The sequence below is a fragment of the Photobacterium sp. SP02 genome (assembly GCF_038519165.1).
GTDB lineage: Bacteria > Pseudomonadota > Gammaproteobacteria > Enterobacterales > Vibrionaceae > Photobacterium > Photobacterium halotolerans.
Window position 1 is genome coordinate 21,942 of record NZ_JASJOJ010000011.1, and the last position, 23,940, is coordinate 45,881.

General features: G+C 45.6%; 28 protein-coding genes. 15 read left to right on the forward strand and 13 right to left on the reverse strand.

The window, feature by feature from the left end; translation table 11 throughout:
- Positions 1-85: 85 nt before the first annotated feature.
- Together P0Y67_RS07140 and P0Y67_RS07145 are read left to right on the forward strand one after the other, a co-directional pair.
- Complete coding sequence (locus P0Y67_RS07140) at positions 86-1,282, forward strand: NnrS family protein (RefSeq protein WP_342391323.1); 1,197 nt, start codon at positions 86-88, stop codon at positions 1,280-1,282.
- 78 nt (positions 1,283-1,360) lie between these two features.
- Positions 1,361-1,519 carry a YoaH family protein gene (locus P0Y67_RS07145; protein WP_081669192.1) on the forward strand — a complete coding sequence of 53 codons (159 nt, stop codon included), beginning with the start codon at positions 1,361-1,363 and terminating at the stop codon, positions 1,517-1,519.
- A gap of 71 nt (positions 1,520-1,590) precedes the next feature.
- On the opposite strand, the gene nadE is transcribed toward P0Y67_RS07145, so the two are convergent.
- A complete protein-coding gene (gene nadE, locus P0Y67_RS07150) occupies positions 1,591-2,427 on the reverse strand; it encodes an ammonia-dependent NAD(+) synthetase (RefSeq protein ID WP_342391324.1) in 837 nt (278 codons plus the stop codon).
- A gap of 180 nt (positions 2,428-2,607) precedes the next feature.
- On the opposite strand from nadE, the gene P0Y67_RS07155 reads away from it, so the two are divergent.
- Complete coding sequence (locus P0Y67_RS07155; RefSeq protein WP_342391388.1) at positions 2,608-3,138, forward strand: nicotinate-nicotinamide nucleotide adenylyltransferase; 531 nt, start codon at positions 2,608-2,610, stop codon at positions 3,136-3,138.
- Positions 3,139-3,205: 67 nt separating this feature from the next.
- Positions 3,206-3,754, forward strand: coding sequence for a hypothetical protein (locus P0Y67_RS07160; protein ID WP_342391325.1), 549 nt, complete (start codon positions 3,206-3,208; stop codon positions 3,752-3,754).
- An 85-nt stretch (positions 3,755-3,839) separates the two neighbouring features.
- Here the strand turns inward: P0Y67_RS07160 and P0Y67_RS07165 are convergent, their stop codons facing one another.
- A complete protein-coding gene (locus P0Y67_RS07165; protein ID WP_342391326.1) occupies positions 3,840-4,517 on the reverse strand; it encodes an AraC family ligand binding domain-containing protein in 678 nt (225 codons plus the stop codon).
- A 194-nt stretch (positions 4,518-4,711) separates the two neighbouring features.
- Between P0Y67_RS07165 and P0Y67_RS07170 the strand changes: the two genes are divergently transcribed.
- Positions 4,712-5,821, forward strand: coding sequence for a 1-acyl-sn-glycerol-3-phosphate acyltransferase (locus P0Y67_RS07170; RefSeq protein ID WP_342391327.1), 1,110 nt, complete (start codon positions 4,712-4,714; stop codon positions 5,819-5,821).
- 31 nt (positions 5,822-5,852) lie between these two features.
- Here the strand turns inward: P0Y67_RS07170 and P0Y67_RS07175 are convergent, their stop codons facing one another.
- On the reverse strand, positions 5,853-6,335 hold the full coding sequence (locus P0Y67_RS07175) for an OmpA family protein (RefSeq protein ID WP_342391328.1): 483 nt from the start codon (positions 6,333-6,335) through the stop codon (positions 5,853-5,855).
- 156 nt (positions 6,336-6,491) lie between these two features.
- Positions 6,492-7,406 carry a LysR family transcriptional regulator gene (locus tag P0Y67_RS07180; RefSeq protein WP_342391329.1) on the reverse strand — a complete coding sequence of 305 codons (915 nt, stop codon included), beginning with the start codon at positions 7,404-7,406 and terminating at the stop codon, positions 6,492-6,494.
- A gap of 103 nt (positions 7,407-7,509) precedes the next feature.
- On the opposite strand from P0Y67_RS07180, the gene chrA reads away from it, so the two are divergent.
- The gene (gene chrA / locus P0Y67_RS07185) at positions 7,510-8,709 is read left to right on the forward strand and encodes a chromate efflux transporter (RefSeq protein ID WP_342391330.1); all 1,200 of its coding nucleotides are present in this window, start codon (positions 7,510-7,512) and stop codon (positions 8,707-8,709) included.
- A gap of 132 nt (positions 8,710-8,841) precedes the next feature.
- On the opposite strand, the gene P0Y67_RS07190 is transcribed toward chrA, so the two are convergent.
- Complete coding sequence (locus tag P0Y67_RS07190; RefSeq protein ID WP_342391331.1) at positions 8,842-9,387, reverse strand: DUF1439 domain-containing protein; 546 nt, start codon at positions 9,385-9,387, stop codon at positions 8,842-8,844.
- A gap of 185 nt (positions 9,388-9,572) precedes the next feature.
- The gene (rpoS, locus tag P0Y67_RS07195; RefSeq protein ID WP_342391332.1) at positions 9,573-10,448 is read right to left on the reverse strand and encodes an RNA polymerase sigma factor RpoS; all 876 of its coding nucleotides are present in this window, start codon (positions 10,446-10,448) and stop codon (positions 9,573-9,575) included.
- Positions 10,449-10,844: 396 nt separating this feature from the next.
- Here rpoS and P0Y67_RS07200 point away from each other — a divergent pair, with 396 nt between their 5' ends.
- Together P0Y67_RS07200 and cutA are read left to right on the forward strand one after the other, a co-directional pair.
- Entirely contained in the window at positions 10,845-11,471 is a 627-nt protein-coding gene (locus P0Y67_RS07200) for a LysE family translocator (RefSeq protein WP_342391333.1), read from the forward strand.
- A 26-nt stretch (positions 11,472-11,497) separates the two neighbouring features.
- Complete coding sequence (gene cutA / locus P0Y67_RS07205; protein ID WP_342391334.1) at positions 11,498-11,821, forward strand: divalent-cation tolerance protein CutA; 324 nt, start codon at positions 11,498-11,500, stop codon at positions 11,819-11,821.
- Between the two features lie 11 nt (positions 11,822-11,832).
- Here the strand turns inward: cutA and P0Y67_RS07210 are convergent, their stop codons facing one another.
- Positions 11,833-13,476 carry an electron transfer flavoprotein-ubiquinone oxidoreductase gene (locus P0Y67_RS07210; RefSeq protein WP_342391335.1) on the reverse strand — a complete coding sequence of 548 codons (1,644 nt, stop codon included), beginning with the start codon at positions 13,474-13,476 and terminating at the stop codon, positions 11,833-11,835.
- Positions 13,477-13,645: 169 nt separating this feature from the next.
- On the opposite strand from P0Y67_RS07210, the gene P0Y67_RS07215 reads away from it, so the two are divergent.
- Both P0Y67_RS07215 and P0Y67_RS07220 read left to right on the forward strand, forming a co-directional pair.
- Positions 13,646-14,398, forward strand: coding sequence for an electron transfer flavoprotein subunit beta/FixA family protein (locus P0Y67_RS07215; protein WP_342391336.1), 753 nt, complete (start codon positions 13,646-13,648; stop codon positions 14,396-14,398).
- Entirely contained in the window at positions 14,395-15,324 is a 930-nt protein-coding gene (locus P0Y67_RS07220) for an electron transfer flavoprotein subunit alpha/FixB family protein (RefSeq protein ID WP_342391337.1), read from the forward strand. The genes P0Y67_RS07215 and P0Y67_RS07220 overlap by 4 nt, the downstream gene beginning before the upstream one ends.
- Before the next feature lie 48 nt (positions 15,325-15,372).
- Here P0Y67_RS07220 and P0Y67_RS07225 read toward each other — a convergent pair whose 3' ends face one another.
- On the reverse strand, positions 15,373-15,780 hold the full coding sequence (locus P0Y67_RS07225) for an SPOR domain-containing protein (RefSeq protein ID WP_027251320.1): 408 nt from the start codon (positions 15,778-15,780) through the stop codon (positions 15,373-15,375).
- A gap of 367 nt (positions 15,781-16,147) precedes the next feature.
- Here P0Y67_RS07225 and P0Y67_RS07230 point away from each other — a divergent pair, with 367 nt between their 5' ends.
- On the forward strand, positions 16,148-16,534 hold the full coding sequence (locus tag P0Y67_RS07230) for a LexA family protein (protein ID WP_027251321.1): 387 nt from the start codon (positions 16,148-16,150) through the stop codon (positions 16,532-16,534).
- Complete coding sequence (locus tag P0Y67_RS07235; protein ID WP_342391338.1) at positions 16,534-17,838, forward strand: Y-family DNA polymerase; 1,305 nt, start codon at positions 16,534-16,536, stop codon at positions 17,836-17,838. Before P0Y67_RS07230 ends, P0Y67_RS07235 begins: the two co-directional genes overlap by 1 nt.
- Before the next feature lie 518 nt (positions 17,839-18,356).
- Here the strand turns inward: P0Y67_RS07235 and yciH are convergent.
- The gene (gene yciH / locus P0Y67_RS07240; protein ID WP_342391339.1) at positions 18,357-18,680 is read right to left on the reverse strand and encodes a stress response translation initiation inhibitor YciH; all 324 of its coding nucleotides are present in this window, start codon (positions 18,678-18,680) and stop codon (positions 18,357-18,359) included.
- 118 nt (positions 18,681-18,798) lie between these two features.
- On the opposite strand from yciH, the gene P0Y67_RS07245 reads away from it, so the two are divergent.
- The 3 genes from P0Y67_RS07245 to P0Y67_RS07255 all read left to right on the forward strand — a co-directional run bounded on the left by P0Y67_RS07245 (position 18,799) and on the right by P0Y67_RS07255 (position 21,102).
- Positions 18,799-19,410, forward strand: a complete 612-nt coding sequence (locus tag P0Y67_RS07245) for an HAD family hydrolase (protein ID WP_342391340.1) — start codon at positions 18,799-18,801, stop codon at positions 19,408-19,410.
- Positions 19,411-19,518: 108 nt separating this feature from the next.
- Positions 19,519-20,028 (forward strand): ATP-dependent zinc protease family protein, encoded by a 510-nt coding sequence (locus P0Y67_RS07250; RefSeq protein ID WP_342391341.1) that lies wholly within the window; start codon positions 19,519-19,521, stop codon positions 20,026-20,028.
- Between the two features lie 105 nt (positions 20,029-20,133).
- Positions 20,134-21,102 (forward strand): tyrosine-type recombinase/integrase, encoded by a 969-nt coding sequence (locus P0Y67_RS07255; RefSeq protein WP_342391342.1) that lies wholly within the window; start codon positions 20,134-20,136, stop codon positions 21,100-21,102.
- A gap of 7 nt (positions 21,103-21,109) precedes the next feature.
- On the opposite strand, the gene P0Y67_RS07260 is transcribed toward P0Y67_RS07255, so the two are convergent.
- The 4 genes from P0Y67_RS07260 to P0Y67_RS07270 form a co-directional block, all read right to left on the reverse strand.
- Positions 21,110-21,742: a putative adenosine monophosphate-protein transferase Fic gene (locus P0Y67_RS07260; protein WP_342391343.1), complete on the reverse strand. Its 633-nt coding sequence runs from the start codon at positions 21,740-21,742 to the stop codon at positions 21,110-21,112.
- Entirely contained in the window at positions 21,732-21,932 is a 201-nt protein-coding gene (locus P0Y67_RS23005) for a YhfG family protein (RefSeq protein ID WP_446728810.1), read from the reverse strand. Before P0Y67_RS23005 ends, P0Y67_RS07260 begins: the two co-directional genes overlap by 11 nt.
- A gap of 61 nt (positions 21,933-21,993) precedes the next feature.
- Positions 21,994-23,001 carry a D-alanine--D-alanine ligase gene (locus P0Y67_RS07265; protein ID WP_342391344.1) on the reverse strand — a complete coding sequence of 336 codons (1,008 nt, stop codon included), beginning with the start codon at positions 22,999-23,001 and terminating at the stop codon, positions 21,994-21,996.
- A 232-nt stretch (positions 23,002-23,233) separates the two neighbouring features.
- Entirely contained in the window at positions 23,234-23,908 is a 675-nt protein-coding gene (locus tag P0Y67_RS07270) for an SPOR domain-containing protein (protein ID WP_342391345.1), read from the reverse strand.
- Positions 23,909-23,940: the final 32 nt, after the last annotated feature.

Below are 23,940 nucleotides of genomic sequence, written 5' to 3' on the forward strand. Positions count from 1 at the left end.
AGTGTCTTGGTTTATTGTTTTACATCAACCTGTCTTTTTCATAATTGTCTATTATGTCTTTTTTACTGTAAATAGTGAAAAGCACATGCAAATTGTTGATAAAGCTTCTGCGCTGAAGATCCCCCCGATTTTACGTTTGGCGTTTCGGCCATTTTTTCTGGCTGGCGGCCTGTTCTCCGTGATCACCATGTTAATCTGGGCGGGCTTTTGGTCAGGCTTCATGCTGTTCCCTATGTACGGCAATCCAGTGTGGTGGCACAGTCATGAAATGCTGTTTGGATTTACCGGTGCAGTGATTGTTGGATTTCTGCTGACTGCAGTACAAAACTGGACGGGTATTCCTGGTATCAGCGGCTGGAAGCTGGGGCTGGTGTTTGCAATATGGCTGATTGCGAGAGTGTCGCTGCTGGTTATGGCTCCCCATCCAGCCTGGATGATACTTGACCTGCTGTGGCTGGCTATGGCGCTCCTTTTCCTGGCGATACCTATCATCCGGAACCGCCAATGGCGAAATGTGCTTTTTCTGCCCGTGTTATTTCTGTTGCTGTTTCTGAACGCTCGTATGCATGGAGTGGTACTGGGTTGGAGCCATGTTCCGCTGAGCACAGTGGCATTGCAAACGACCTTGTTAATTGCTGTGCTGATGACTGTCATGGGGGGCCGTGTTATCCCATTCTTTACGGCGCGTGGCACACAAACTGAACCCATCACACGTATACCCTGGCGTGAGCATGTAGCTTTGTGGCCCATGTGGGCTGTTTTCCTGTCATTATTACTGCTCTCACCAGAGCAACCATCAATGTGGTTTGGCGTCTTATGTATGCTGGCGGCATTGGCGCAAATTCCGCGGCTGGTGCGTTGGCGAACAGGGAGAACGTTTGGTATCCCATTGTTGTGGATGCTTCATTTAGCCTATTACTTTACTGTTGTGGGGGTGTTTCTGTTAGGTGTCAGCCAGATTGATCCTCAGCAATTTGCCTACAGTATTTCACTGCATGTCATAACAGTGGGAGGTATAGGAGGCATGATACTGGCGATGGTTGTCAGGGTCTCATTGGGGCATACCGGCAGGACACTGCAGACAGGGAAGCGGATTCTGGCAGCTTTTGTCACTTTGCTCATGGCTGTGTTAGTCCGAACTTTACTGATAGTGATGTTTCCGGGGCTAACACAACACGCTTACATACTATCCGCAGTATTGTGGGCGGTGGCTTTTGGGATATTTTGCTTTGTGTTCTGGCCGATACTCACTCAGGCTCGTGCCGACGGGCATCCAGGCTAGGGCTTTTGAATTATCAATGACAGGCTGATAAAGAGTCGTTAGAATGGCCTCCCTTTCAAGCAGTGTACAGGATTCGTTATGTTTGGTGATTCGTCAATTTCTTTAACTCACGAAGAACAGCAAGAAGCGGCAGAGCGAATTCATGAGCTGATGGCGCAAGGCATCAGCAGTGGAGAGGCGATTCAAATTGTTGCTGAACAGATCCGCCAGAGTAAGAGTGCGGATAAGAGTCAGTAATCATTACAGTCAGGCTCACAAAAAGGGCTTTGCATTAACGCAAAGCCCTTTTGCTTTTCAGCGACGGTCGCTTAATCCTGATCGTAGATGGTCGGGATTGGCTGTCGTTTATGCTGAGTGGCTTTATAAATACCGATCAGCTTCTCCTTCACAGAATCACTGACTGCTTTGCCTTCAAGAAAATCATCGATTTCGTCGTAAGTCAGCTGCAGTGCCTCTTCGTCCGTCTTTTGGGGGGTCAGACATTCAAGATCGGCAGTTGGCACTTTGTGAACAAGTTCTTGCGGCGCACCAAGGAAATCTGCAATTTGTCGTACCTGGCGTTTGCTCAGACCAAACAGTGGCGCTAAATCGCAAGCGCCGTCGCCCCATTTGGTATAAAAGCCGGTAATATTTTCAGCCGAGTGGTCGGTCCCCAGGACAAGTCCGCCAACCAGACCGGCGATCTCATACTGTGCCACCATACGGGACCGCGCTTTAACATTCCCTTTAACAAAATCGACTTTGCCATCATCTTGCGGAATAAGGCCGGTACTGCTCAGTGCATCCAGTGTGGCGGCATGTGTTCCATCGACGCCAGGCTTAACATTGACCGATACAGAATGAGTTGGGCGGATGAATTGTAAGGCCAGCTGGGCTTCATCTTCATCCTGTTGTTGACCATAGGGTAAACGAACAGCGATGAACTGATAGTCCTGAGATGCCGACTCAGCATTAAGACCATCTACCGCCAGTTGAGCCAACCGGCCACAGGTAGTGGAATCAACCCCACCACTGATACCCAGCACTAAAGACCGACAATGCGCTTGTTTTAGCTTGTTTTGAATAAAAGCAACGCGACGCTGAACTTCAAACTCAGCGTCTATCACTGGGAGTACCTGCATTTCTGCACGGATAAGCTGTTCCATGACATGAATCCTCTGTGCTTTGACCAATTTCTGGACATTCAATACCCAATACTGGTGAAAGCGGTAAAATGTATTAAACCTTTTACGAAATCATGCGATAACTCTTAAGTAGGATCAATGCTGATTGAGAAAGAAATTGGTATTTTTATTTTGTTCAGAGGGGAAAGAGGCAACAGGAGTATGACAAAAAAGATCGCAGTATTTGGCAGTGCATTTAATCCCCCCAGTTTAGGGCATAAATCTGTGCTGGAACGGCTGTCCCATTTTGATCAAGTTTTACTGGTTCCCAGTTATTCTCATGCCTGGGGAAAAGTCATGCTTAATTATGACTCACGTTGCACTATGGTTGCTGCTTTTATCGAAGATTTAAATTTTTCCAATTTATCTCTTTGTCGAATAGAGGAAGCAATCTCACAAAATGATAAACCAGTAACTACCTATGATGTTATGCGCTCCCTGCAAAATGAACATCAGAGCGCAGAGCTGACTTTTGTTGTCGGACCTGATAATTTTTTAAATTTTTCAAAGTTTTATCGTGCTAGAGACATTTTAAGTCATTGGCAGATTCTCAGCTGCCCTGAAACGGTTCCCATTCGGAGTACTGACATTCGTGATAATATTGTCAAAAACAGGCCAATTTCACATTTAACAACCCCGGGTGTGGTTAGAATAATAACGTCAGAGCATTTTTATGTTGCTAGTGATGGTTAAAAATAAACCAGCCAGTATTTCTGTCGCCTATACGCTTAAAGTCCGAAAAATTTATTAAGGGTGTTTCGTGAATCGGGTTATTCGAAAATTACATGTTGCTCTTTTGCAGATCGGGCTGTTGTCTTTTTCGTATTCTGCATCCGCTTTACCTTGCCACTTTTATAGTCAGAAACAGCTTAAAAGCTTGTCTGAAGACGACAGGGGAGCCTACTTGCTGACCTGTTTCCAACCCCTGACGGTGGGGAAAGGGGGAGCTTATTCCACTCAGGCTCTGTCGTCAGCTGAAGACAATATGCGCTGGGATGAAGCTGAAAAGCACCATGAGAAAGACATATCCTTTTGGGATGACTGGCAATCTGGTTCCAGTGGTCCAATGCTGAAAGATAACTCATCGTCTGCTTTTTATGGCCTGGGCTTGTGGCTTCCCAAAAAATATGAAGGACTGGATATCATGACGCTGCAAGATGCCAAAGAATGGGTCATGAAACACGGTGTCATGATGAGTTTTGGGCTGGGCTCAGAAGACGGCGAATCCACCAAATACCGAATCGATTACATGTGGCATGAAGATGAGCGGGATGGCGTCATGCTGCAGGTAGATATTCCGCTTAAGTAACAGTCGTTTTTATACTCACCGTCTATCTGTAACCAGCTACCTGTACCAGGTAGCTGGGTGTTTTTTGTGAAGCTAAGCCGAAGCTTTAGAGTGGGTAGTTAGCAAGAGTTTGACCAAGTGCTTGCAAATGGTCTAATTGGCACTCAAGTTCGTTGGCTATCTGCTCTGCATTTCTTCCGGAACGTGAGAGCCTGATAGCTTCACGGACGACAAGACAGGCTTCAAGTTCACGTACGCTCATCCCCAGAATGGCTTCGATTAATGATAAGTCTTCATCAGAAGCGGGTGATCGCCTTTGAAGCAGGTTTCTCAGTACAGATTGCTGTTTGCCAGTAAGAGCAGGGCAAAGTTGCTGCGTAACAGGTGAAAACTTCGCCGTTTGATCAACTATGACTGCGAGTATCCGTCCTATAGGGCTATGATTGGTTTGAGACTGCTCTTTAGTTTGGCTCAGCTCTTGCAGCAAAGCGTCCAGAAGTGGCGTTACAGTCACAAAGCCTGCTTGCTGACACAGCGGTTGCTGGAGGCGGGCAGAGAAATGAATCATGCTATAACGACAGCCCGGTAATACAGTTAAAGCATGAAGGCACTCAAAGGGTACCCAAAATCCGCTACCTGTGGTCAGTGCGAACTCATGTTTGCCCAGCCGTAACAGGGCGACACCTGCGTTGACAGTAATCAGGTATGCGGTAACATTTTTTCTGCGAGCGCCCACGGCCAGCAGGGACTGTTCAACCTTTGTATATTCAATTGCCTGGTTCATGTTGTTCCTCTGAGTCAAAGCCCGCACATAGTGTTCGGTTTTACCTTCGGGGTCAAGACGGGCAGAGCCGGGTTCAGTAGGACGAAAGTTTGCTGGTCGGACCTCCAACCATTAAACTGTTTGGGGCCGATCATTGGGTAATCAATCAAATCTGCGTAGAATGGCGCGATTTTAAAATTAGATGAAGCAACATAGTGCAAACAAATAACGATATTTATAAAGATATACGCCCCTACAATGACGATGAAGTCAGTGGTGCGATTCAACGCTTAATCAATGATGACGAATTCATCAACGCTATCCTCAACTACCGGTTTGCACAGTTATCCGGTGTGTTTGGCTGGCTGTTGCGTCCATTGATCAAACGCTTTCTTGTCCGTAAATGGTCAAGTGTTAAGACAGTAGAAGACGTTCAGCTGCAAGTGGCCAAGTACATGGCTGCGACCATAGAACATTCTTGTGACGGCGTCACACATTCTGGTTTAGACAAGCTGGACCCCAATAAAGCGTATCTGTTCATCTCCAATCACAGAGATATCGCCATGGATCCGGCTATGGTGAACTGGTGCCTTTACCACAATAACCTGAACACAGTCCGTATCGCTATTGGTGACAATCTTCTGAAGAAGCCCTGTGCGACAGAGCTGATGCGTTTAAACAAAAGCTTTATTGTAAAACGTTCAGTGAAAGCGCCACGTGAAATGATGAAAGCACTGGGTCTGCTGTCAGATTATATTGCCAACTCTATCGAAACCGGTCACTCGATCTGGATTGCTCAGAAAGAAGGGCGTGCGAAAGACGGAAACGACAAGACTGATCCTGCGTTGCTGAAAATGTTTTACATGGAAGGACGCAAACGGAAACAGTCTTTTGCCGAGTTCATGACTCAGCTCAATATTGTGCCTGTGGCCATTTCTTATGAGAATGATCCCTGCGATTTAGCCAAGGCAAACGAACTGAATGCCAAGCAGACAACGGGTAGCTATGAGAAAGGCGAGTTTGAAGATATCGAAAGCATTGTTCAGGGCATAGTCGGAGAAAAACGACGTGTTCATGTGAGCTTTGGTGATGTGATAAAGCAACCATTTGAAACCCCAGAGCAACTGGCTGAAGAAATCGATCGCCAGATAACGGGTATTTATCACTTATTCCCTGCAAATTACATTGCTGCCGGCATTAAAGACGATTCCGTCACCGAAAGTGAAGAAGCGAAGTTTAACAGTAAGCTGGCTTCTCAACCGGAAGGCGTGGCAGAGATCATCAAGAAAATGTATGCATTCCCGGCGTTGAAAAAACAGGGATAAATTGACATCTTTTCCTGTACGGAGCTGTGGTTCAGAACTTTCCGTCCTCATCTGAGGCATTTAATGTTCTGACCACAGTCTCTGGCGAAATGACTTCAACCCGGCTGTTCGACCCGGATGTAGCCGGATCACCATTGCCCTGGGCAACGACCTGAATACGTTCTTCTTCAATCCCAAACACAGATGCAATATAAATGGCGACACTGAACGCCCGTTCATACGATAACGCCATATTATCTTCTTCGTTATCACTCTCTGAACTGTGACCTATGATGATTACGTTACTGTCAGGGTGCTGCCTGAGTCTGACTGCAATGGGATCGATTTTCAGCTGTTCTCGTTGTGAAATGTCAAAACTACCTTCGTTAAAAAAGACGGTGTCACTGACCTCAGGGATTTCCGTTAGGATTGCTTTTGGTGGTGGTGGCGGCTCAGTCACCTCTTCAACTGTTGCCGGCGTGCTGGTTACTGCCGGAGACGGTTCAGTTTCTTCCTGCGTGGCGCAGCCAGCCATAATCAGTAACCCTGATAAAAGTATGATGCGGAGACATTTTTCTCGAATGTAGGCTGAAAGAGTTAACATGGCTGCTCACCTGTAAGAACTACCTATAGGTGTAGAACAGTAAGTCAGGTTCCTCAACTGCAGTTCTAAGACGTGGCAGCACAGCGACTACTGGCGAGGCTGGAAGGGATGGCTGGTCATCCATTCCGCCATAAAGTCGATAAAGGCTCTTACTTTGGGGGCCAGGTACTTGTGACGCGGATAGACAGCGTACATGGGAAGCGCTAATTCTGGTTTCCAGTCTGCCAACACCTGGGTTAACTGCTGAGTTTCCAATTCATCGTGGATCAGGTAGGTGGCCAGATAGGCGATACCTGCTCCTGCTTTTGTCGCCTCTAAAACGGCCGGGGCATTATTGATTCGGTAGCTGCCTGTGACCCGCACTGACTCTTTTACGCTCTCTTTCGAAAAGTCCCACTGGACATATTTGCGATCCCGGCTTTCATAGGTAATGCAATTGTGCTTGCGTAAATCAGCCGGTGTTTTGGGTTTGCCGTGTAGAGCGATATAGTCCGGAGAAGCGACAACGATGAATTCGCAATCGACGAGTTTTTTCGCAACCATACCTTCAGGCGGGTGTTCGTGAATTGCCAGCCAGCAATCGAAGCCTTCTTCCAGCAGATTAGGGCGATGGTCAAAAAGACTGATTTCCAGCTCAAGTTCAGGATGATCTCGCTGAAAAGCGACCATTGCGGGTGTGATATTGGTGTTCCCAAATGACTGGGCGACACCTATTCTGAGTACGCCTTTTATTTCATTTCTATACCCTGCAACCAAAGCCTCTGCTTCTTTTACGGTATCAAGCAGTTGCTGCCCAAATTCGGCATATTGCAAGCCAATATCAGTGAGGGCAACAGTGCGTGTGCTGCGCTGAACTAATTGACAACCCAGGCGTTCTTCAAGGAATCGAATTTGCTTACTGACCTGTGATTTAGAAATGCCAAGGCGTTCAGCGGCACGCGTGAAGTTCTGTTCGTGACTGACAGTGGCTAGGATCACCATTTGTTGCAAATTTTCTAACATCAAGGGTTTACCTGTAATATTTCATACATAAATAAGAGATAAAATTGTCATACTCAGTCTCACTGTTTGCTAGTGTAAACAATCACAATTTGATTCGGTAGTTATGATCCAGGATTCATTAAAAAGAAGGTTAATTTCCTCACTTGAGCCCGTATTGCAGGTGTTCTGTTCATTTCTTGTGTTGGGTTTAGGCAGCTTTGGCGGCCCTGTTGCTCATATCGGCTATTTCCAGCGATCATTTGTACAGAAGAAACAGTGGCTTTCAGATTCTGAATTTTCTCAGGCGACGGCGCTATGCCAGTTCTTACCCGGGCCCGCCAGCAGTCAGTTAGGTATGTTTATTGGGTATCGAAAAGCCGGCTATATTGGTGCATTGGCGGCATTTGTTGGCTTTACTTTACCGTCTGCAGCTTTGTTAACAGTACTCGCCGTTCTGGAGAACAGAGACTACCAGCCAGAATGGGTATATCAGGTTATTCAGGCGGCAAAACTGCTTGCGGTTGTGGTTGTCGCTGATGCTTTGTTCAGTATGGTTAAGAAAAACCTGACAGATAAACTGACCGTTTGCATTGCTGTGTTAGCAGCAATCAGTGTCTTTTTTACTCATGAATTAAGCGGGCAGTTGTTACCGATACTGCTGGCTGCAGCCACAGGTTTCGTCCTGTCTTTCATGCAAAAAGAACCGACGGACAAAACGATGCCTCCGTCCTCCCCGGGAAAATCAAATGTCGTCATTCTTGCCGTCTTTCTGGTGCTTTTGCTGGGACTGCCATATCTGGCTGTTCTCTCAAAAGAATGGGCTGTGTTTAATAATTTCTATCAGGCGGGCAGTTTTGTCTTCGGAGGAGGGCACGTTGTTCTTCCCTTACTGGAGCCATTAGTCCAGCAATGGATTGATGCAAATACATTTTTGAGCGCTTACGCATCTGCCCAGCTTGTTCCAGGCCCAATGTTTACCATGGCGAGTTATTTGGGTGCGGCGTCTTTACCTGAAACGGCTGTTTGGGGCAGTGTACTGGCAACGCTGGCGATTTTTTTACCGGGCAGTTTGCTTCTTTTTGCCTTTTTACCTGCGTGGCAATCATTATTGCAACATCCCCGTTTACGTCTTTCAGTTAAAACAATCACAGCTTCTGTCGTCGGATTGTTAGCAGCAGCTTGGGTCGACCCGGTTATTACAACATCTTCAATAACTAGTGGGTGGGACATCCTGGTGGTTGTTATTGGTTTCGGTTTGCTCAAAAGACAGCTACCAGTGTGGTGTCTGGCGATGATATTTATTGGCTACAGTTTTGTTATTTAACATTTTTCGCTGAAGTCGCTGAGGATTGCGTTATGTACCTTTAGTGCACTATAACTTATTTGTTTGCGACAAAATAAAAGCACTGGTACAACACACATTGCACAGTGCTTTCATTACATCAATACCGGCTGATCAGATTTGAATCACCAGAGCATGGTTCTTGATTTTAAGTTCCGGCCTGGCCGTTTTCAGAAGCGATTGCTTAAAGTCGTCTTCCTGGAGTTTGTAGACAGGTATCTTCAATAGATATTGTCCCACGATCTCGATGAGAGGAGAAAGTACCTGGCTACTGGCAAAGGGACCGAGGGTATTTGGGGTAATATCCAGAGATTCTACTTTCAAATTATTCAGGTAAATAGCCCCCTCACTTTTATCGTAATAGGGGATCGCACTGAAGTTGACATTGATAGCCACTTTTTGCTGCGGTTGACCCTTGATACTGATATCTGCTTTAGATTTTGCTTCGAGATTAATACGATCCGATGCCGAACGACCAATGCCGACTTTGATGTCGTTAAACAGAACGTGAGCCTGAACAAACCCGCCAAACCCTACCTTTTGCTCAACACGTGCCTGTTTATCAAGGTAATTCTGTACTTCTTGTTCCGTAATACTATAGCTGGCACAAGACGTCAGTAAAACGACAGAAGCGAGGAAACACAGTTTTCTGAATATCATGATCTCTACACTGCTAACTGAATGGGTTAACCCAAATTATGAGTAAAATACAAATGTCTGCCAAGCAATTTGGCAGTAAGGATTTTTGCTTTATGGTTAGGGGAAGGTGTCAGAGTTTTGTCAAATACTACAAATAGAGAAAAGCCTGGCAGATTACCAGGCTTTGTTGGTGTAAAATCAGTCAATTACGCTGTTTCAGAAAACAGCATCTCCAGGCTGTAATTCTCACGCTGAAGTGCATTTTTCAACTTATTCAATGAGCTTACCTGCAGTTGACGAATACGTTCGCGGGTAAGACCTACCTCTTCCGCCACTTCCTGAAGAGTCTGCGCTTCGTAGCCAAGTAACCCAAAGCGACGACACAGTATTTCTCTGTCTCGTTCATTCAGGCTTTTCAGCATAGTCAGAGCAAGTGCATGAATGTCTGATTGATCCATCGACGCATCCGGAGCTGTCATGTTGGTATCAGCGATGAAAGCCGCGATGGAATTTGAGTTGCTGTCGTCCGACAAAGATTGATCGATAGAAACCACAGGTGTGTCGTAGGACAGGACTTCCGAAATTTCATCTACAGTTTTTTGCATTTTTTCAGCAACCTGCTCGTGAGTAGGCTCCTGATTACTGTTTTTCATCAGCTGTTTGTGCGTACGAAGTATGGTATTGATTTCCTTTGATACGTGAACAGGCAGCCGGATGGTTCTTCCCTGGTTGTGGATCGCACGTTCAATGGTTTGTTTAATCCACCATGTTGCGTACGTCGAAAAACGGAATCCACGTTCAGGATCAAATTTTTCAACCGCAGTAATTAAACCAATATTGCCTTCATCAATTAAGTCGCTAAGCTGCATCGTGCTGCCACGATATTTCTTAGCGATACTGACCACCAAACGCAAATTACTCTCAATCATGACAGATTTCGCGTGTGGATCGCCAGCCAGACTTTTACGACTGTATTGAACTTCTTCTTCTTTACTGAGTAGTGATTTATGCGAGATTTCCTGCAAATACAAATGAATAACATCAGTATCAAAGCTACTTACTTCCTGTGTATTGACATCCATATCTGGTCCCCTCTACAAGGTTTGAGCAAGCTAACTATTTTTTCGTGTTTTTATTGCAGTACCAGAAAACACTAACACACAGATGTTACACAATCTATTCACAGGAAACACAAAGTTGCCATAAAGGTATACTTATTTGTTATTAGATGATTTGTATTTCGTTCTTTTTGTTCTTAAAAGGAATAACCAATAGAAGTGTCAATATTCAGGCCCGTTGTTAATTCCAGCATGAGATACGAGATTCTTGATTTTTTATGAAATTTGATGCTTTATATCCACTTATGCTCGGTGTGATTTCAGTCGTTAATCAGATAAAAGCATCACCCGAATAACCTTTATTTACTCATGGTCTTTGCGTGAAAATCAAGTGCTCACAACGTTAAGGTGAAGATAAAAATGGAATTTCAAACGCTTTTACTTTTTGCTCTGGCCTCAATCAGCCTCAACTTAGTACCGGGTCCAGATGTTATCTATATTGTGTCGAACGCTATGCGTGGCAAGATGCAATTAGGCATTCAAGCGGCTCTGGGGCTGGGGATAGGGTACTTGGGACATACGCTGGCTGCTGTACTTGGGCTTTCAACGATTATACTCAGCTCCGCTTTTTTATTTAGCGTAATAAAATACTTAGGGGCAGCGTATCTACTCTATTTAGGAATTTCGTCAATTAGAAACAGTATTCGCGGGAAGAGCCAGCTGACAGTTTCCGCACCAGTAAAATCAACCTCGAATGTGTTTATGCAAGGCGTGATTGTTAGCGTGCTGAATCCTAAAGTTGCCTTGTTTTTCCTGTCCTTTCTGCCTCAGTTCATTGATGTCAGCGCTGGCCAGGTCACCACACAACTTTTGATCCTGGGTTTACTGTTCAGTGTTTTAGCCACTTGCATCAACTTACTTTACGCCATGTTGGGGAGTTTTGTTTTTGGTAACCCTAAGATGTCAGGTTATGCGAAAGCGATTGAGGGTGTCTCTGGTGGTTTACTGGTTGCCTTAAGTGCCAAAGTGGCACTGGCGCAGCGTTGATCGATCCTGATTAATAAGGTGGATAGATGTTAAAAAAAGGATATTGTGTCGTGCTGACGACCTTTTTAGACGACAATGTGGGTGAGGCAATCATCCATTCTCTGTTGAACAGACATCTGGCTGCCTGTGTTCAGGTGCAGAGTATTGACAGTTATTACCACTGGAAAGGCAAAATCCAGTCTGACAAAGAAAAACTGGTTGTCATTAAAACAACTCAAGACAAGTATTCAGAAGTCGAAGCCGATATTCTGGCGAATCATAATTATGAAACGCCGGAAATCATTTGCCTGCCCATTGAGGCCGGTTACCAGGCCTATCTAGATTGGATGCGGACAGAGACGCACCCTTGAGCTGATCACATTCACATCGAGCGATAATTGGGCCCGCTACCGCCTTCTGGTGGGGTCCAGATTATATTCTGGGACGGATCTTTTATATCGCATGTTTTACAGTGAATGCAGTTTCCGGCATTGATTTGAAATCGTTTCTGTCCGTTATTTTCTACAATTTCATACACGCCCGCCGGACAATATCGCTGGCTAGGCTCGGCATACTTGTCCAGGTGCATTTTTATCGGCAACTCATCATCTTGCAGTATCAAGTGGCATGGCTGGTTTTCATCATGTTTAACCGTTGATAGAAAAACCGAGGAAGTTCGGTCAAAACTGAGTTTTCCGTCCGGTTTAGGGTATAAAAGCGGTTCAGCCTGATTGGTCGTTTTCAGGGTTTGATAGTCTTGTTTATCATCCCGAAATGAAAACAGGCTTTTTTTCAGCACATTGAACTCTAACGCTGCGATGGCTCCGCCAAGTAATGTGCCTAAGCGATGCACCTGCGAGGTGAAGTTTCTGGCTTCAAATAGCTCCTCTTTCAACCATGATTTCTCAAACAACGAATGATAATCGGGTGATGTGTGCGAGTGATTAACGGCTAACTCCGAAAAAACAGCTTCAGCAGCGAGCATGCCAGATTTCATCGCAGTATGAGAGCCTTTGATTTTTGCACTGTTTAACGTCCCAGCATCACACCCAATCAATAATCCGCCAGGAAAGCTTTGCTCCGGCAGGGCATGCAGTCCGCCCTTTGTAATAGCTCGTGCCCCGTAAGAAAGTCGTTCCCCGCCGTTTAACACAGAGGCGAAAACCGGATGGTGTTTCATTTGCTGAAATTCATCAAAAGGGCTGAGATAAGGGTGCCGATAATTAAGATCGACCACTAATCCGACAGACACAAGGTTATCGCCAAGATGGTACATAAAGCCCCCACCTGAGGTTCGGGTCTTGCTGAGTGGCCAACCGGAAGTATGCACGACAAGCCCAGCCTGGTGTTGTTCGGCCGGAATTTCCCACAGCTCTTTCAAGCCAATGGCGTAATGCTGGGGCACTTTATCTTTATCCAGTTCATAACGATCTATGACGGTTTTTCCTAAGTGCCCGCGAGAGCCTTCAGCAATAAGCGTATATTTTGCTTCAAGTATGATACCCGGCTGAAAACCTGATTTTTCATTACCTTGTTTGTCGCGTCCCATATCAGTCGTCATGATCCCAGCTACGGCACCAGAATCGTTAAAAAATAACTCAGCTGCAGCAAACCCCGGAAAAACAGATACTCCCAGCGCTTCTGCCTGTTGAGCCAGCCAGCGGCATAATTCGCCCAGACTGATAATGAAATTCCCATCATTCTGCAAAGGGGAAGGAACAAACGCTGAAGGGAGACAGAACTGATTGTACTGATTGGAGAGCCAATACACCTTATCGTCCCGGACCTGGGTATAAAGTGGTGCCTCGTGGCTTTGCCAATCAGGGAACAACTCATTTAATGAGCTGGGTTCAAACAGGGCACCGGATATGATGTGCGAGCCTACTTCAGCCCCTTTTTCGATCACACAAACCGATAGCTCCTTTCCACTCTCCTTAGCCAGTTGCATCAGCCGGCATGCTGCTGACAACCCCGCTGGACCGGCTCCGACAATGACCACATCAAACGCCATGCTTTCTCTTTCCATGCCCCATGTCCCTTTTATTAAGACTATGAGTAACTGTAGTCCAGTTGACGTAAACGTAAACCCGAACCACACTCAATGCAAAAGACATCTCTCGGCTTGTGAATACCCGATTGGGAGCCTGTCAATCAGTTATCTTGCTTTAACGTATTGATTTTCCAAGGAGACGCCAGTGAAAGTGTTAGTCGCAATCAAAAGGGTGATAGACCCGTATGTGAAGATTCGTGTTAAATCCGACGGCTCAGGCGTTGAACAACATAATGTTAAAATGGCCATTAACCCTTTTTGCGAAATTGCCATAGAAGAAGCGGTTCGCATGAAAGAAGCCGGCTCGGCCAGTGAGGTGGTTGTAGTCAGCGTGGGTGAAACGAGTTGCCAGGAGCAGCTTCGTACTGCTTTGGCACTTGGCGCCGACAGAGCAATTCACATTGATAGTGCCGCTCAAGCTGAGCCTCTGAATATTGCACGTATTCTTCATGCCCTTGTAAAAAGTGAATCGCCTGATCTGGTGATTATGGGCAAGCAATCGATTGATTCAGATAATAATCAAGTCGCTCAAATGTTAGCTGCCATATCCGGTTTTCCTCAGGGGACTTTTGCCTCAAAGATTGAAGTAGATAACGGCTTCATCAAAGTGACACGCGAAATTGATGGCGGCTTGGAAACTCTCAAGTTACGGCTGCCTGCGGTAGTCAGTACAGATCTCCGGTTAAATGAGCCCAGGTATGCCTCATTGCCCAATATCATGAAAGCGAAACAAAAACCGCTGGATGTTATCAGCTTGGATAGCCTGGGGGTGACGCTGTCACAAAACCAGGAAATACTGTCAATTTCATCACCACCTGCTCGCCAGGGGGGCACAAAAGTAGGTTCAGTCTCTGAATTGGTTGATAAATTAAAAAATGAAGCCAAGGTGATCTCATGAGTGTACTTATCATTGCAGAACACGATAATCACACGCTGTCACCTGAGACATCTAAGGTGATAACTGCGAGTCAGTCACTGGAGAGTGATTGTCAGATCTTAGTGGCGGGTTATCAATGCCAGGCTGTTGCAGAGCAGGCCGCTGGCATTGCGGGTGTGAGTAAAGTGCTTCTGGTCGATCATCCTGTGTACACGCATTGGCTGGCTGAAAATCTGTCAGCGCTTATCGCTGAACTATCAGCCGATTATTCGCACTTACTGATGGCAGCAACGACAACCGGGAAAAACATATTACCGCGTGTAGCCGGTCTTCTGGATGTTGGGTTACTGGCAGATGTAGTCAGCATTGAATCTGCCGATACTGTAATCCGGCCGATATATGCAGGTAACGCATTAGCTAAAGTGAAGTCGCGAGATAGTAAAAAGCTGATTACGGTACGTGCTTCAGCATTTGCTTCTTCAGCAACAAGCGGGGCAGCGGCCCCAATTGCCGAATTGGAAAAAGTGATCGAATCGCCGAACTCTGAATATGTGTCCAGTGAAATTACGCAAAGTAGCCGCCCGGAATTGCCGGCTGCGCGTGTGGTGGTTTCCGGTGGCCGCGGGCTTGGAGATAAAGCACATTTCACAATGATAGAAACGCTGGCGGATAAACTCGGTGGCGCTGTGGGGGCTTCCCGAGCGGCTGTCGATGCGGGCTTTGTGTCAAACGATCTGCAAGTAGGTCAGACCGGTAAAATTGTTGCGCCAGAGTTGTATATTGCTGTAGGTATTTCAGGAGCAATACAGCACTTGGCTGGGATGAAAGATGCAAAAGTGATTGTTGCCATCAACAAAGATCCTGATGCTCCAATCTTTGATATAGCTGACTATGGGTTAGTCGGTGACTTGTTTGAGATCTTACCTGAGCTCATTGAAAAGTTGTAGTGTGAAAAGGGTCAGAGAAGTGCGCCCAGACAGTCTGAGCGCATTTTTTTAACGCATACGAAAAACGTCAGTTTGCTTATCACTTTGCACTTCCGCAAAACTGCGGACGAACGGACCTTGTGCCAATATACGAGGCGACAATGTTTGGATACGCTGTTTTGCTTCTTGTTTAGTGGCAAAATCGCCATAAATAACAGCGTACCAGCTCTTACCTAAACTATGCTTCCAGTTAACCCAAATTGGATCCTGCCCTGGGATTTCCCGCAGATAGCCGCGAATATCTCGTTCTTCACTCAGAGCCAGCACCTGAATAGTGTAACGATTAGGGTCCAGATGCCCATACGCTTCTTCTGTTGTCATTTTTCCGACGCACTGCCCAGTGTGATACTGCGGGTCAGGCTGTAAAGCACAGCCACTGAGCACGGCCAGTGCTAAAATCATGATGATTTTTCGCATTTTCATTCTCCAATTCCAATCCCTGTCACCAACAGGCGGCCAGTTTAGCAATAAGATAAACTGGCGATCGGATAAATCCCTAAATTAGCGTTGAGTTTGTTGTTTTTTAAAGCAAACTTGCCCGTTTTTTGCAAATCTGCAACAGCATGAATGCTATGAGCGCCAGAGTACCACAGTACTGTATATAAAAACAGGCTTCATCAACATCGCCTCTATGTAAGACAAAGAGTTATACATTTTATCTCTGTATTTCAGTGCATTAGCAACACGCTGAACTTTTCAGCGCCATGCCGCGTATTTTCTCTGTTCAGTATGCCTATAACCTTTTATACTGTTTTTATATACAGTATTTATTGAGAGGGTAACAATGGCTGTATTACCTTTGTTTATTGAATCTGTTCGGTGCGGGTTTCCCTCACCAGCTGAAGGGCATGAAGAATCACTGGAACTGATGGATTATCTCATTCGCCATCCCAATGCCACTTTTGTACTGAAAGCGTCTGGCGAGTCTATGACTGGGGCCGGTATTTACGATGGCGATTTATTGGTTGTGGACCGTGCTGAAGCTGTATTGCCGGGCCGGATTGTCATTGCCCGCATCTTCGATGAGTTCACGTGTAAGCGCCTCATTCGACATAACAATACCTGGTGGTTAAAAGCTGAAAACCCGGCGATGAAGCCATTTCCTATGCCGGAGGACTCTGAAATTTTTGGCGTAGTTACACGAAATATTCATAACTTGCTGGAGCGCTAATGACTCAAACAGTATCTGGAAACAAGGATCAGATCTGGGCGCTGGTTGATGTTCAGAGTTTTTATACAGCCTGCGAGCAATTATTTGACCCCAAACTAGCAAACAAACCTGTTGTGGTGCTTTCAAACAACGATGGCTGTTGTGTTGCTGTTAATGCGCAAGCAAAAGCGGCAGGGATAAAACGCGGCGCAGTATGGTACAAAATTGAACGAGAAGCTAAACGCGCAGGTGTTGAGGTACGCAGTTCAAATTACAGTCTGTACGCTGATATGAGCCAGCGCTTTATCGACGAGTTGAGGCAATTTTCTCCTCAGGTTGAGCAGTACTCAATTGATGAAGCGTTTATACGTTTAGACGGTTTGGCAACTGAAACGCTGACAAGTTATGGAAAAAGTATTGTAGAAGCAATCAGTAACAGGCTCGGTTTAGCCGTTCGTGTTGGCATTGGTACTTCACCAACACTGGCGAAACTTGCAAACAATGCAGCCAAACGCTACGAAAACAGAGTGCATGGCGTGCTTCATATTCAAACAGAACGGCAAAGACAGTGGCTGCTGGAAAGAATGGATGTTCAAGAAGTGTGGGGGATTGGAACGCGATTGGCCACCCGACTGAAAACCAGTGGTATAACAACCGCGTGGCAACTAGCAAATCAGGATGTTGCGTTTATGCGTCAACTCTGGAATGTAGGACTTACTCGTACAGTATTAGAGCTCCAGGGAATCAGTTGTATTGATCCAGGAGATATTGATGTAACTAAAAAACAAATTCTCTCGAGCCGGAGCTTTGGTGTCGGTATTACGGATCAACAAGAATTACAATCAGCTCTTGCTTTCCATTGCCATCGTGCAGGTGAAAAACTAAGAAAACAGGGGAGCCAAGCGTCCTCTGTTGGGGTTTATATACGAACAAATCGCTATAAACAGTTACCTCAACACAATAAAAGCAGTATGGAATCCTTGGTTTGTCCAACTCAGGATACACAAAAACTGATCATTTCTGCACAAGCGCAGCTGGCTAAAATGTATCGTCCTGGTTATTCATATCAAAAAATTGGCGTAATGCTGAATGAGCTTAGCCCTGTGAGTCAGAACAAACTTCAGTTAGACATGTTTAGCGGAGATGCGCTGCAAGAAAGCAAACGCCGTGATCTCATGCTCATCACGGACAAGCTCAATACGCGCTATAAGAACGGCCTTAAACCGGCATCCGTTATCGCAACCAGCAATTGGCACATGCGCCAAGCATTCCGCTCCAACCGATGGACCACCAAGCTGGACGAAATACCAGTGGCAAAGTGTTAAGAATCATTTGTAGTGCTGGTATAACCTTGCTTAATCAACGTCATAGGCCATGACAGAGGCAATAGAAATATCACGGGCAGTGATAAGTTAACTCGACATTTTTACTTTGCAGAAAAGAGACATTTTAGATTTGGTTTATCAATCTTGGTGCGCATTACATAGATTATGTTAAATTGGATGTATGGGAGTCTACACATTGGGCTCTCTGCTCCCTTCTATATGACGGCCTCGCCAGACAGGTTCTCGCTATTTAACCATAACGCTGATTTACCATAAAATAGGTAATTCACACTTATATTTAAGTCCTGCTGCAAATGTCAGTTTGCCTGGTTCTTCAATGTCAGGTGGAATTACCTAAGCTCGACGAACGCCAATGTGTTCGTCGGGTTCCTTAAAGTGCGTAGGCAATCTTGTTGGCATGTATACGTTGTGGCAACGTTGGCATTCCCTTGCCAGATTGCGCTGATTAGAGCCTGGTTGGCTGCCGAAACCAGGATTGCCAGACTGATGTTAGTCTCTCAGCCACCGGCTAGTTTTACCGTGTGTCCCTTTTTCTCAAGTGTGCTTTTGATGAGATCGCGCTTATCGCCCTGAATTTCTATGGTTCCATCTTTTACAGAACCGCCGCAACCGCAGACTTTTTTCAACTCAGCGGCCAAAAGCTTGAGCTCAGCATCATTCAGATCCAACCCGGTGACAATACAGACTCCCTTTCCTTTACGGCCTTTTGTCTGGCGCTGAATTCGTACCACGCCATCGCCTTTCAGACGTTCCGGGACTGTTTTCTCTTCTTTAATTCTGCCTGCATCTGTTGAATAGACTAATCGGCTGTTATCACTCATGAAATCGACCCCAATAACTGCTTTAAAAGTGTGACCTGGCCATCAGGTTGAATATAGAGGCTTGCGACCAGGCTAAGCCCGAATATTATCAATAAATAGGCCTCTAACGGAAACGCATATGATTCATAACGTAGTTTTTGACTTTGGTGCTGTGCTGTTTGATTGGAACCCGCACAAAATCGTCTCTACTTTCACTCAGTCTACTTACGAGCAAGACATGCTGCTGACACATGTACTTCAGCACCCTGACTGGTTGGCTTTGGATCGCGGTACTATGCTGATGGCCGAAGTTATCCCCAAATTTGCTGCTCGTACCGGTTTTCCAGAGGCAAGAATGGAAGATTTCATCGATCACATTCAAAACAGTCTGACTGTCATCGATGCGTCGAAAAACTTACTTGAAGACTTACTGGAACAGGATTTTAACTTGTACTATCTCACGAACATGAGTAGCGCCTTTTTCGATACGCTCTATGATAAACATGATTTCATTTCATTATTCAATGGTGGTCTGGTTTCTGCTAAAGAGCTATTGATGAAGCCAGAACCTGAAATATTCCAATCACTTATGTTAAAGTACGCGCTTAGTCCAGAAGATACGTATTTTATTGATGACAATGAAGACAATGTACTCGCGGCCAGAAAGCTGGGCATAACGGCCATTCGTTTTTCACCGACACCTGCTTGTTATCAACAGATTCGCTCAGCATTGAGACTAAAGGTCGATTAGCTGAACCTAAGCTTACCTCATCAGACCTTTAACTTTAAGCTGAACAAACAGACCTGACTTATGTTTATAGTAATCATATTTACTATTGGCACTTTTCTTGGAGGTTCCGTGAAAAAAGCATTGATTCCGTTAATGTTAGTTGTATTTGCACTTAACAGCCCCTCTTCCTTGGCTGACAGTCGACCTCTCGAAAAAAAATCCATTGTAGGTCAAGTTGAAACTATCAACGTCCAGGATTTGGAACTCGAATATAAAGCCCGAATTGATACTGGCGCGAACACGTCTTCGATCAATGCTTACGATATCCGTATATTAGGCGATAAAAGCGAGGATATGCGTGAAAATCTAGGCAATATGGTGGAATTCAAGACAAAAAATGAAAAAGGTGAAACAACCACCCACAAAGCAAAAATAGTTAAAGTCAGTAAAATTCGTAATGCTCAAGGTGTTGAACGCCGTTATGCAGTAAAAATGGATTTAAGCTGGAACGGTGAACATAAACAAGTCACTGTAAACTTGCGAAACAGGAGTAAGCTGGAATACAAGCTGTTGCTCGGCAGGAACTGGCTGATGGGCGACTACTTGGTTGATGTAGAAAAGTCAGATGAGGACGACTAACCTTCCGTTTTGGCTAACTATTTAATGTTTGTTACATGCCGTCTTGTTTATGAGGCGGCTTAGTATATAGTATTCATTATCAACAAATAAGTTATAGTGCATTAAATGAAGAAAATTCCTCCCATTGCTGATGAAAATAAGAAAAAAGACAGTATCAAGGTCTTCACACTCCCTATAGAAGATATTGAAATCTGGGAAGTTTTAACGCATAAGCAGTATTCACCAAACACATTGCTTGCTTTCAAAAATGACTGGAATAACTTCATTCAATACTGCTTGGACAAACACGCCATTCCTTTGCCGGCAACGGTGAAAACGGTACATAACTTTATTGATACGATGGCCAAGAAACGCAAGCTGGCAAGTCTTAAGCGTTACATTGTCACAATCGGGCTGGTTCACCGCTGTCATGCCCTCCCCGATCCTTGCCGTCATACTGAAGTCAGGCTGGTACTGAATAAATATTGTGTAGAAAAAAAAGACGACTATAAAAACGCGAACGCCTTCAGAGATGATCACTTGCAACAGCTGGTTGATGTTTTCTCACTCTCTACCAAACCCAAAGACATTCGTGATCTGGCGATTTGGGCTGTCATGTTTGAAGCAATGCTAAAGCGGAGTGAACTGGCAGCACTGACCATTGAAAATATCTCGATTGACGCGTCTGGACTTATCAGTCTGCATATCCAGGATCACACTATTGCATTGAGTCCCATTGCATCTCGTAGTATGCAACGTTGGCTAACGGTAGGCATGATTGAATCAGGTGTTGTCTTTCGAAGAATTGACCGTCATGGCAATATTGGCGAGCAACCGCTTGACCACTCATCCATCTACCGGGTGTTTCGCCGTGCCGGTGAAGAGCTCGGGCTCAGTCAGGACAATATTTTTTCAGGCCAGTCGCCCAGAGTAGGCGCCGCCAAAGATTTATCCGATGCTGGCGTATCCATTCCGGACATCCAATCCCAGGGCCGCTGGAAGAGCCCTGCGATGCCGGCACAGTATGTAGGCCATAAAGATAAACACGATACGGAAATTGCAAAGTACGTGAAGAAAAAAGATTGGGAAAAGTAGTGTCGATTTAAGCGCCCGGACCGGATGCCCACTGAGGTTGAACGACAGCATGGACAGGTTGAGTGATTCGTTCGAACAAGCCTTCCAAAGGAGCCATAATGCCAAAATAACCCGCCTGATTCGCTTCGACCCACTCTTTGAGGTTAATGCCTTCCCAACATATTTCGTATCCGGCATTGAGGGCCAGAATTTCAAAGAAAATACGTTGAACGCGCCCATTCCCTTCCCTGAACGGGTGTATGACATTCAATTCACAGTAATAATGGGCAATACGGCGGATAAAATGATCAAAGTCCAGCCCGCAGAGATGTGATTCATCAGCCAGTGAAGCAAAAAGGCGTGTCGCTTCTCTTTCAATATTCCTGGCATGACAAAAACGACTCTGGCCTTTGGTGATATCAACACGTCGTATATCACCGGCCCAGGGGTATAAGTCCTGAAACAGAGTGAAATGTATTTGTCTCAGATAGGCTAAATTAAATCGGTCAAACTCAGGTACAAAATGCTCTGCCCGAACCCGGGTGAAATCCCGCTCAGCCAGAGCGAGTTTATCTTCATCATTGATATTCAGTAAGTTGATGAGAACAGCCGAACCGGGGTAGCAATCAGGATCCTGCTGAACACCGTATTTATCTCGCATAATGCTTCTTTAACCGAGCGATTTGTTCATATTCAGACACTGAGGGTTCGCTTGATGGTTCTGTACCGGGCGCCCCGTCTAATTCAAAGCCCTCCAGTTTTAAACTGGCTCTGTAGTTCTTGTTCTGCATAGCTTTAAAACGCGCAGCTTTCTGTTTGTTCGTCAGCATAGGGTTCTTTTTCAGTCTCATCGTCAGTATTGCAGCCAATGAAAAAAACGCCAGTCAGGCTGGCGTTTTTATAACTGTAAAATCACTGGCTGGATGGATGCACCGCACTTTTGATAGCTTTCTCAAGATAGTCCGTAAAACTGTGTCCATGGTGAGCCAGCATCTGAGGAAACATGGATATCGGCGTCATACCAGGGAAAGTATTAATTTCATTAAGAAGAATGTCACCTTCTTCACTCAGGAAGAAATCAATTCGTGACAGATCTTTTAACTTCATATGGACAAACGCTTTTCTGGCATAACTGCGAATGGCTTCAATCTGCTCTTCTGTGAGACCTGACGCTTCGACAGTGGTGGTCGAATGGCTTTCTGTGCTGTATTTTTCTTCGTAAGTGTAGAATTTACCGTCCGGGCAGGTCACTTCCCCTGGCTTGGTGACAATCAATTCATCGCCATACTGATAAGCAGCCACTTCTAACTCTCTGGGCTTGATGGCTTTCTCAACCAAAACCTGTTCTGAAAAGGTAAACGCCTTGTTCAGTGATTCGATCAGGCTTTCCTGGTCAGTCGCTTTATAACAGCCCACGGATGATCCCTGGCAGGCCGCTTTGACAAAAACACTTCCCCAACGGGCTAATGCATCTTTGGCAGTACGTAACGACTCTTCGTCCTGCTCGCTCAGAAACACATAAGGTGTATTAGGAATGCCCAGTGCATCAAACCACAATTTGGTCGTGATCTTGTTGAAACAATTCGTGCTGGCCTGAGGGCCACAACCGAAATAAGGGACAGCAGCTATTTCAAGTAAAGATTGCAAATCACCTGTTTCGCCGGGGTAGCCGTGGACACACGGAATAACGTAATCAACGGGTAGCTTCTCGCCTGATTCAGACTGGATACTGCGATCCAGGTTCAACTGCCAGCGCTGGCCTTCACTGTCAAACCAGCCGTCTTTTTGCATTTCGATACGGATATAGCGAATGCCATCAATTGCCTGCAGGTTTTGTTCTATGAAATTGGCAGAAACCAAAGACACTTCGTGTTCTGCGCTGCCACCGCCACAAAGAAGTAAAACGTGAATTGGATTCATCTTGATCCCTTGTAAAACGTCACCTGCCGATCATGGCAGGCCGAAATTTGTTTGTACCACCGGGTTTCATCTGTTCTAAGTGATGATATTACGAAGCGCCCCCGGCAGCCTTCAGGGCATCAACTATTGCATCTTATCTACCAGGCATCAAGCTATTGGCCTGATTCCCTGCCGCGAAAGCGGTCAACGATGCAAAAAATAAGCTCTTCCAGGGAAGAGCTTATCGGGTGTATTAGTTTATCTTGGTCAGCTTAGGCTCAGGTGACTGATGAATCTTGGCCAGACTACGAACAAAGGGACCGAATGAACGGATTTCTGCAGGTAAATCTTTGATGGCAGCCTGGGCTTGCTGAACGGTATCAAAGTGTCCGTAAAGTAACGTGTACCAAGGCTTTTCGTGAAAGGTTTTCTGATTCACCCACACAGGTTGCTGCCCTGGCAACTTGGCAATGTATGAAGCAAAACCACTGTTTTTACTGACACCCAGCACCTGAACAGTGAAACCCGATACAGGTTCCGTCACATATTCATAGCTGACTTTTGCCGTTTGTGACTCATTGATCTTCGAAGCTGCCACGACGGAGTCAGTCATTGGCTCAGGCTCTGCGATTGCAGCCACGGATTTTTCTTGAGGAGCTGCTGGTGCGTCTACGGGAGCAATCTCCTGATCAAGGGGTACTACTTCATCTGTGATTGCTATATCAACAGGGTTCAGAGGAGGAATAGGTTCATCCAACTGTTCAACCGCCATCGGCTCAGCCGTTGCGCCCTGCTCTACGGCCATTGCCGCTTGTTCCTGCTCATCCAATGTTGGAACCACAGTGCCATTCATTGTCTGACGTTCATTATCTAGCGCACAGCCTGCTAAAGCTGATGTAATTGCAACCATTAAGGCAATTTTTTTCATTATCATCGTGCCTGATCAAATTTGTCTTTAAA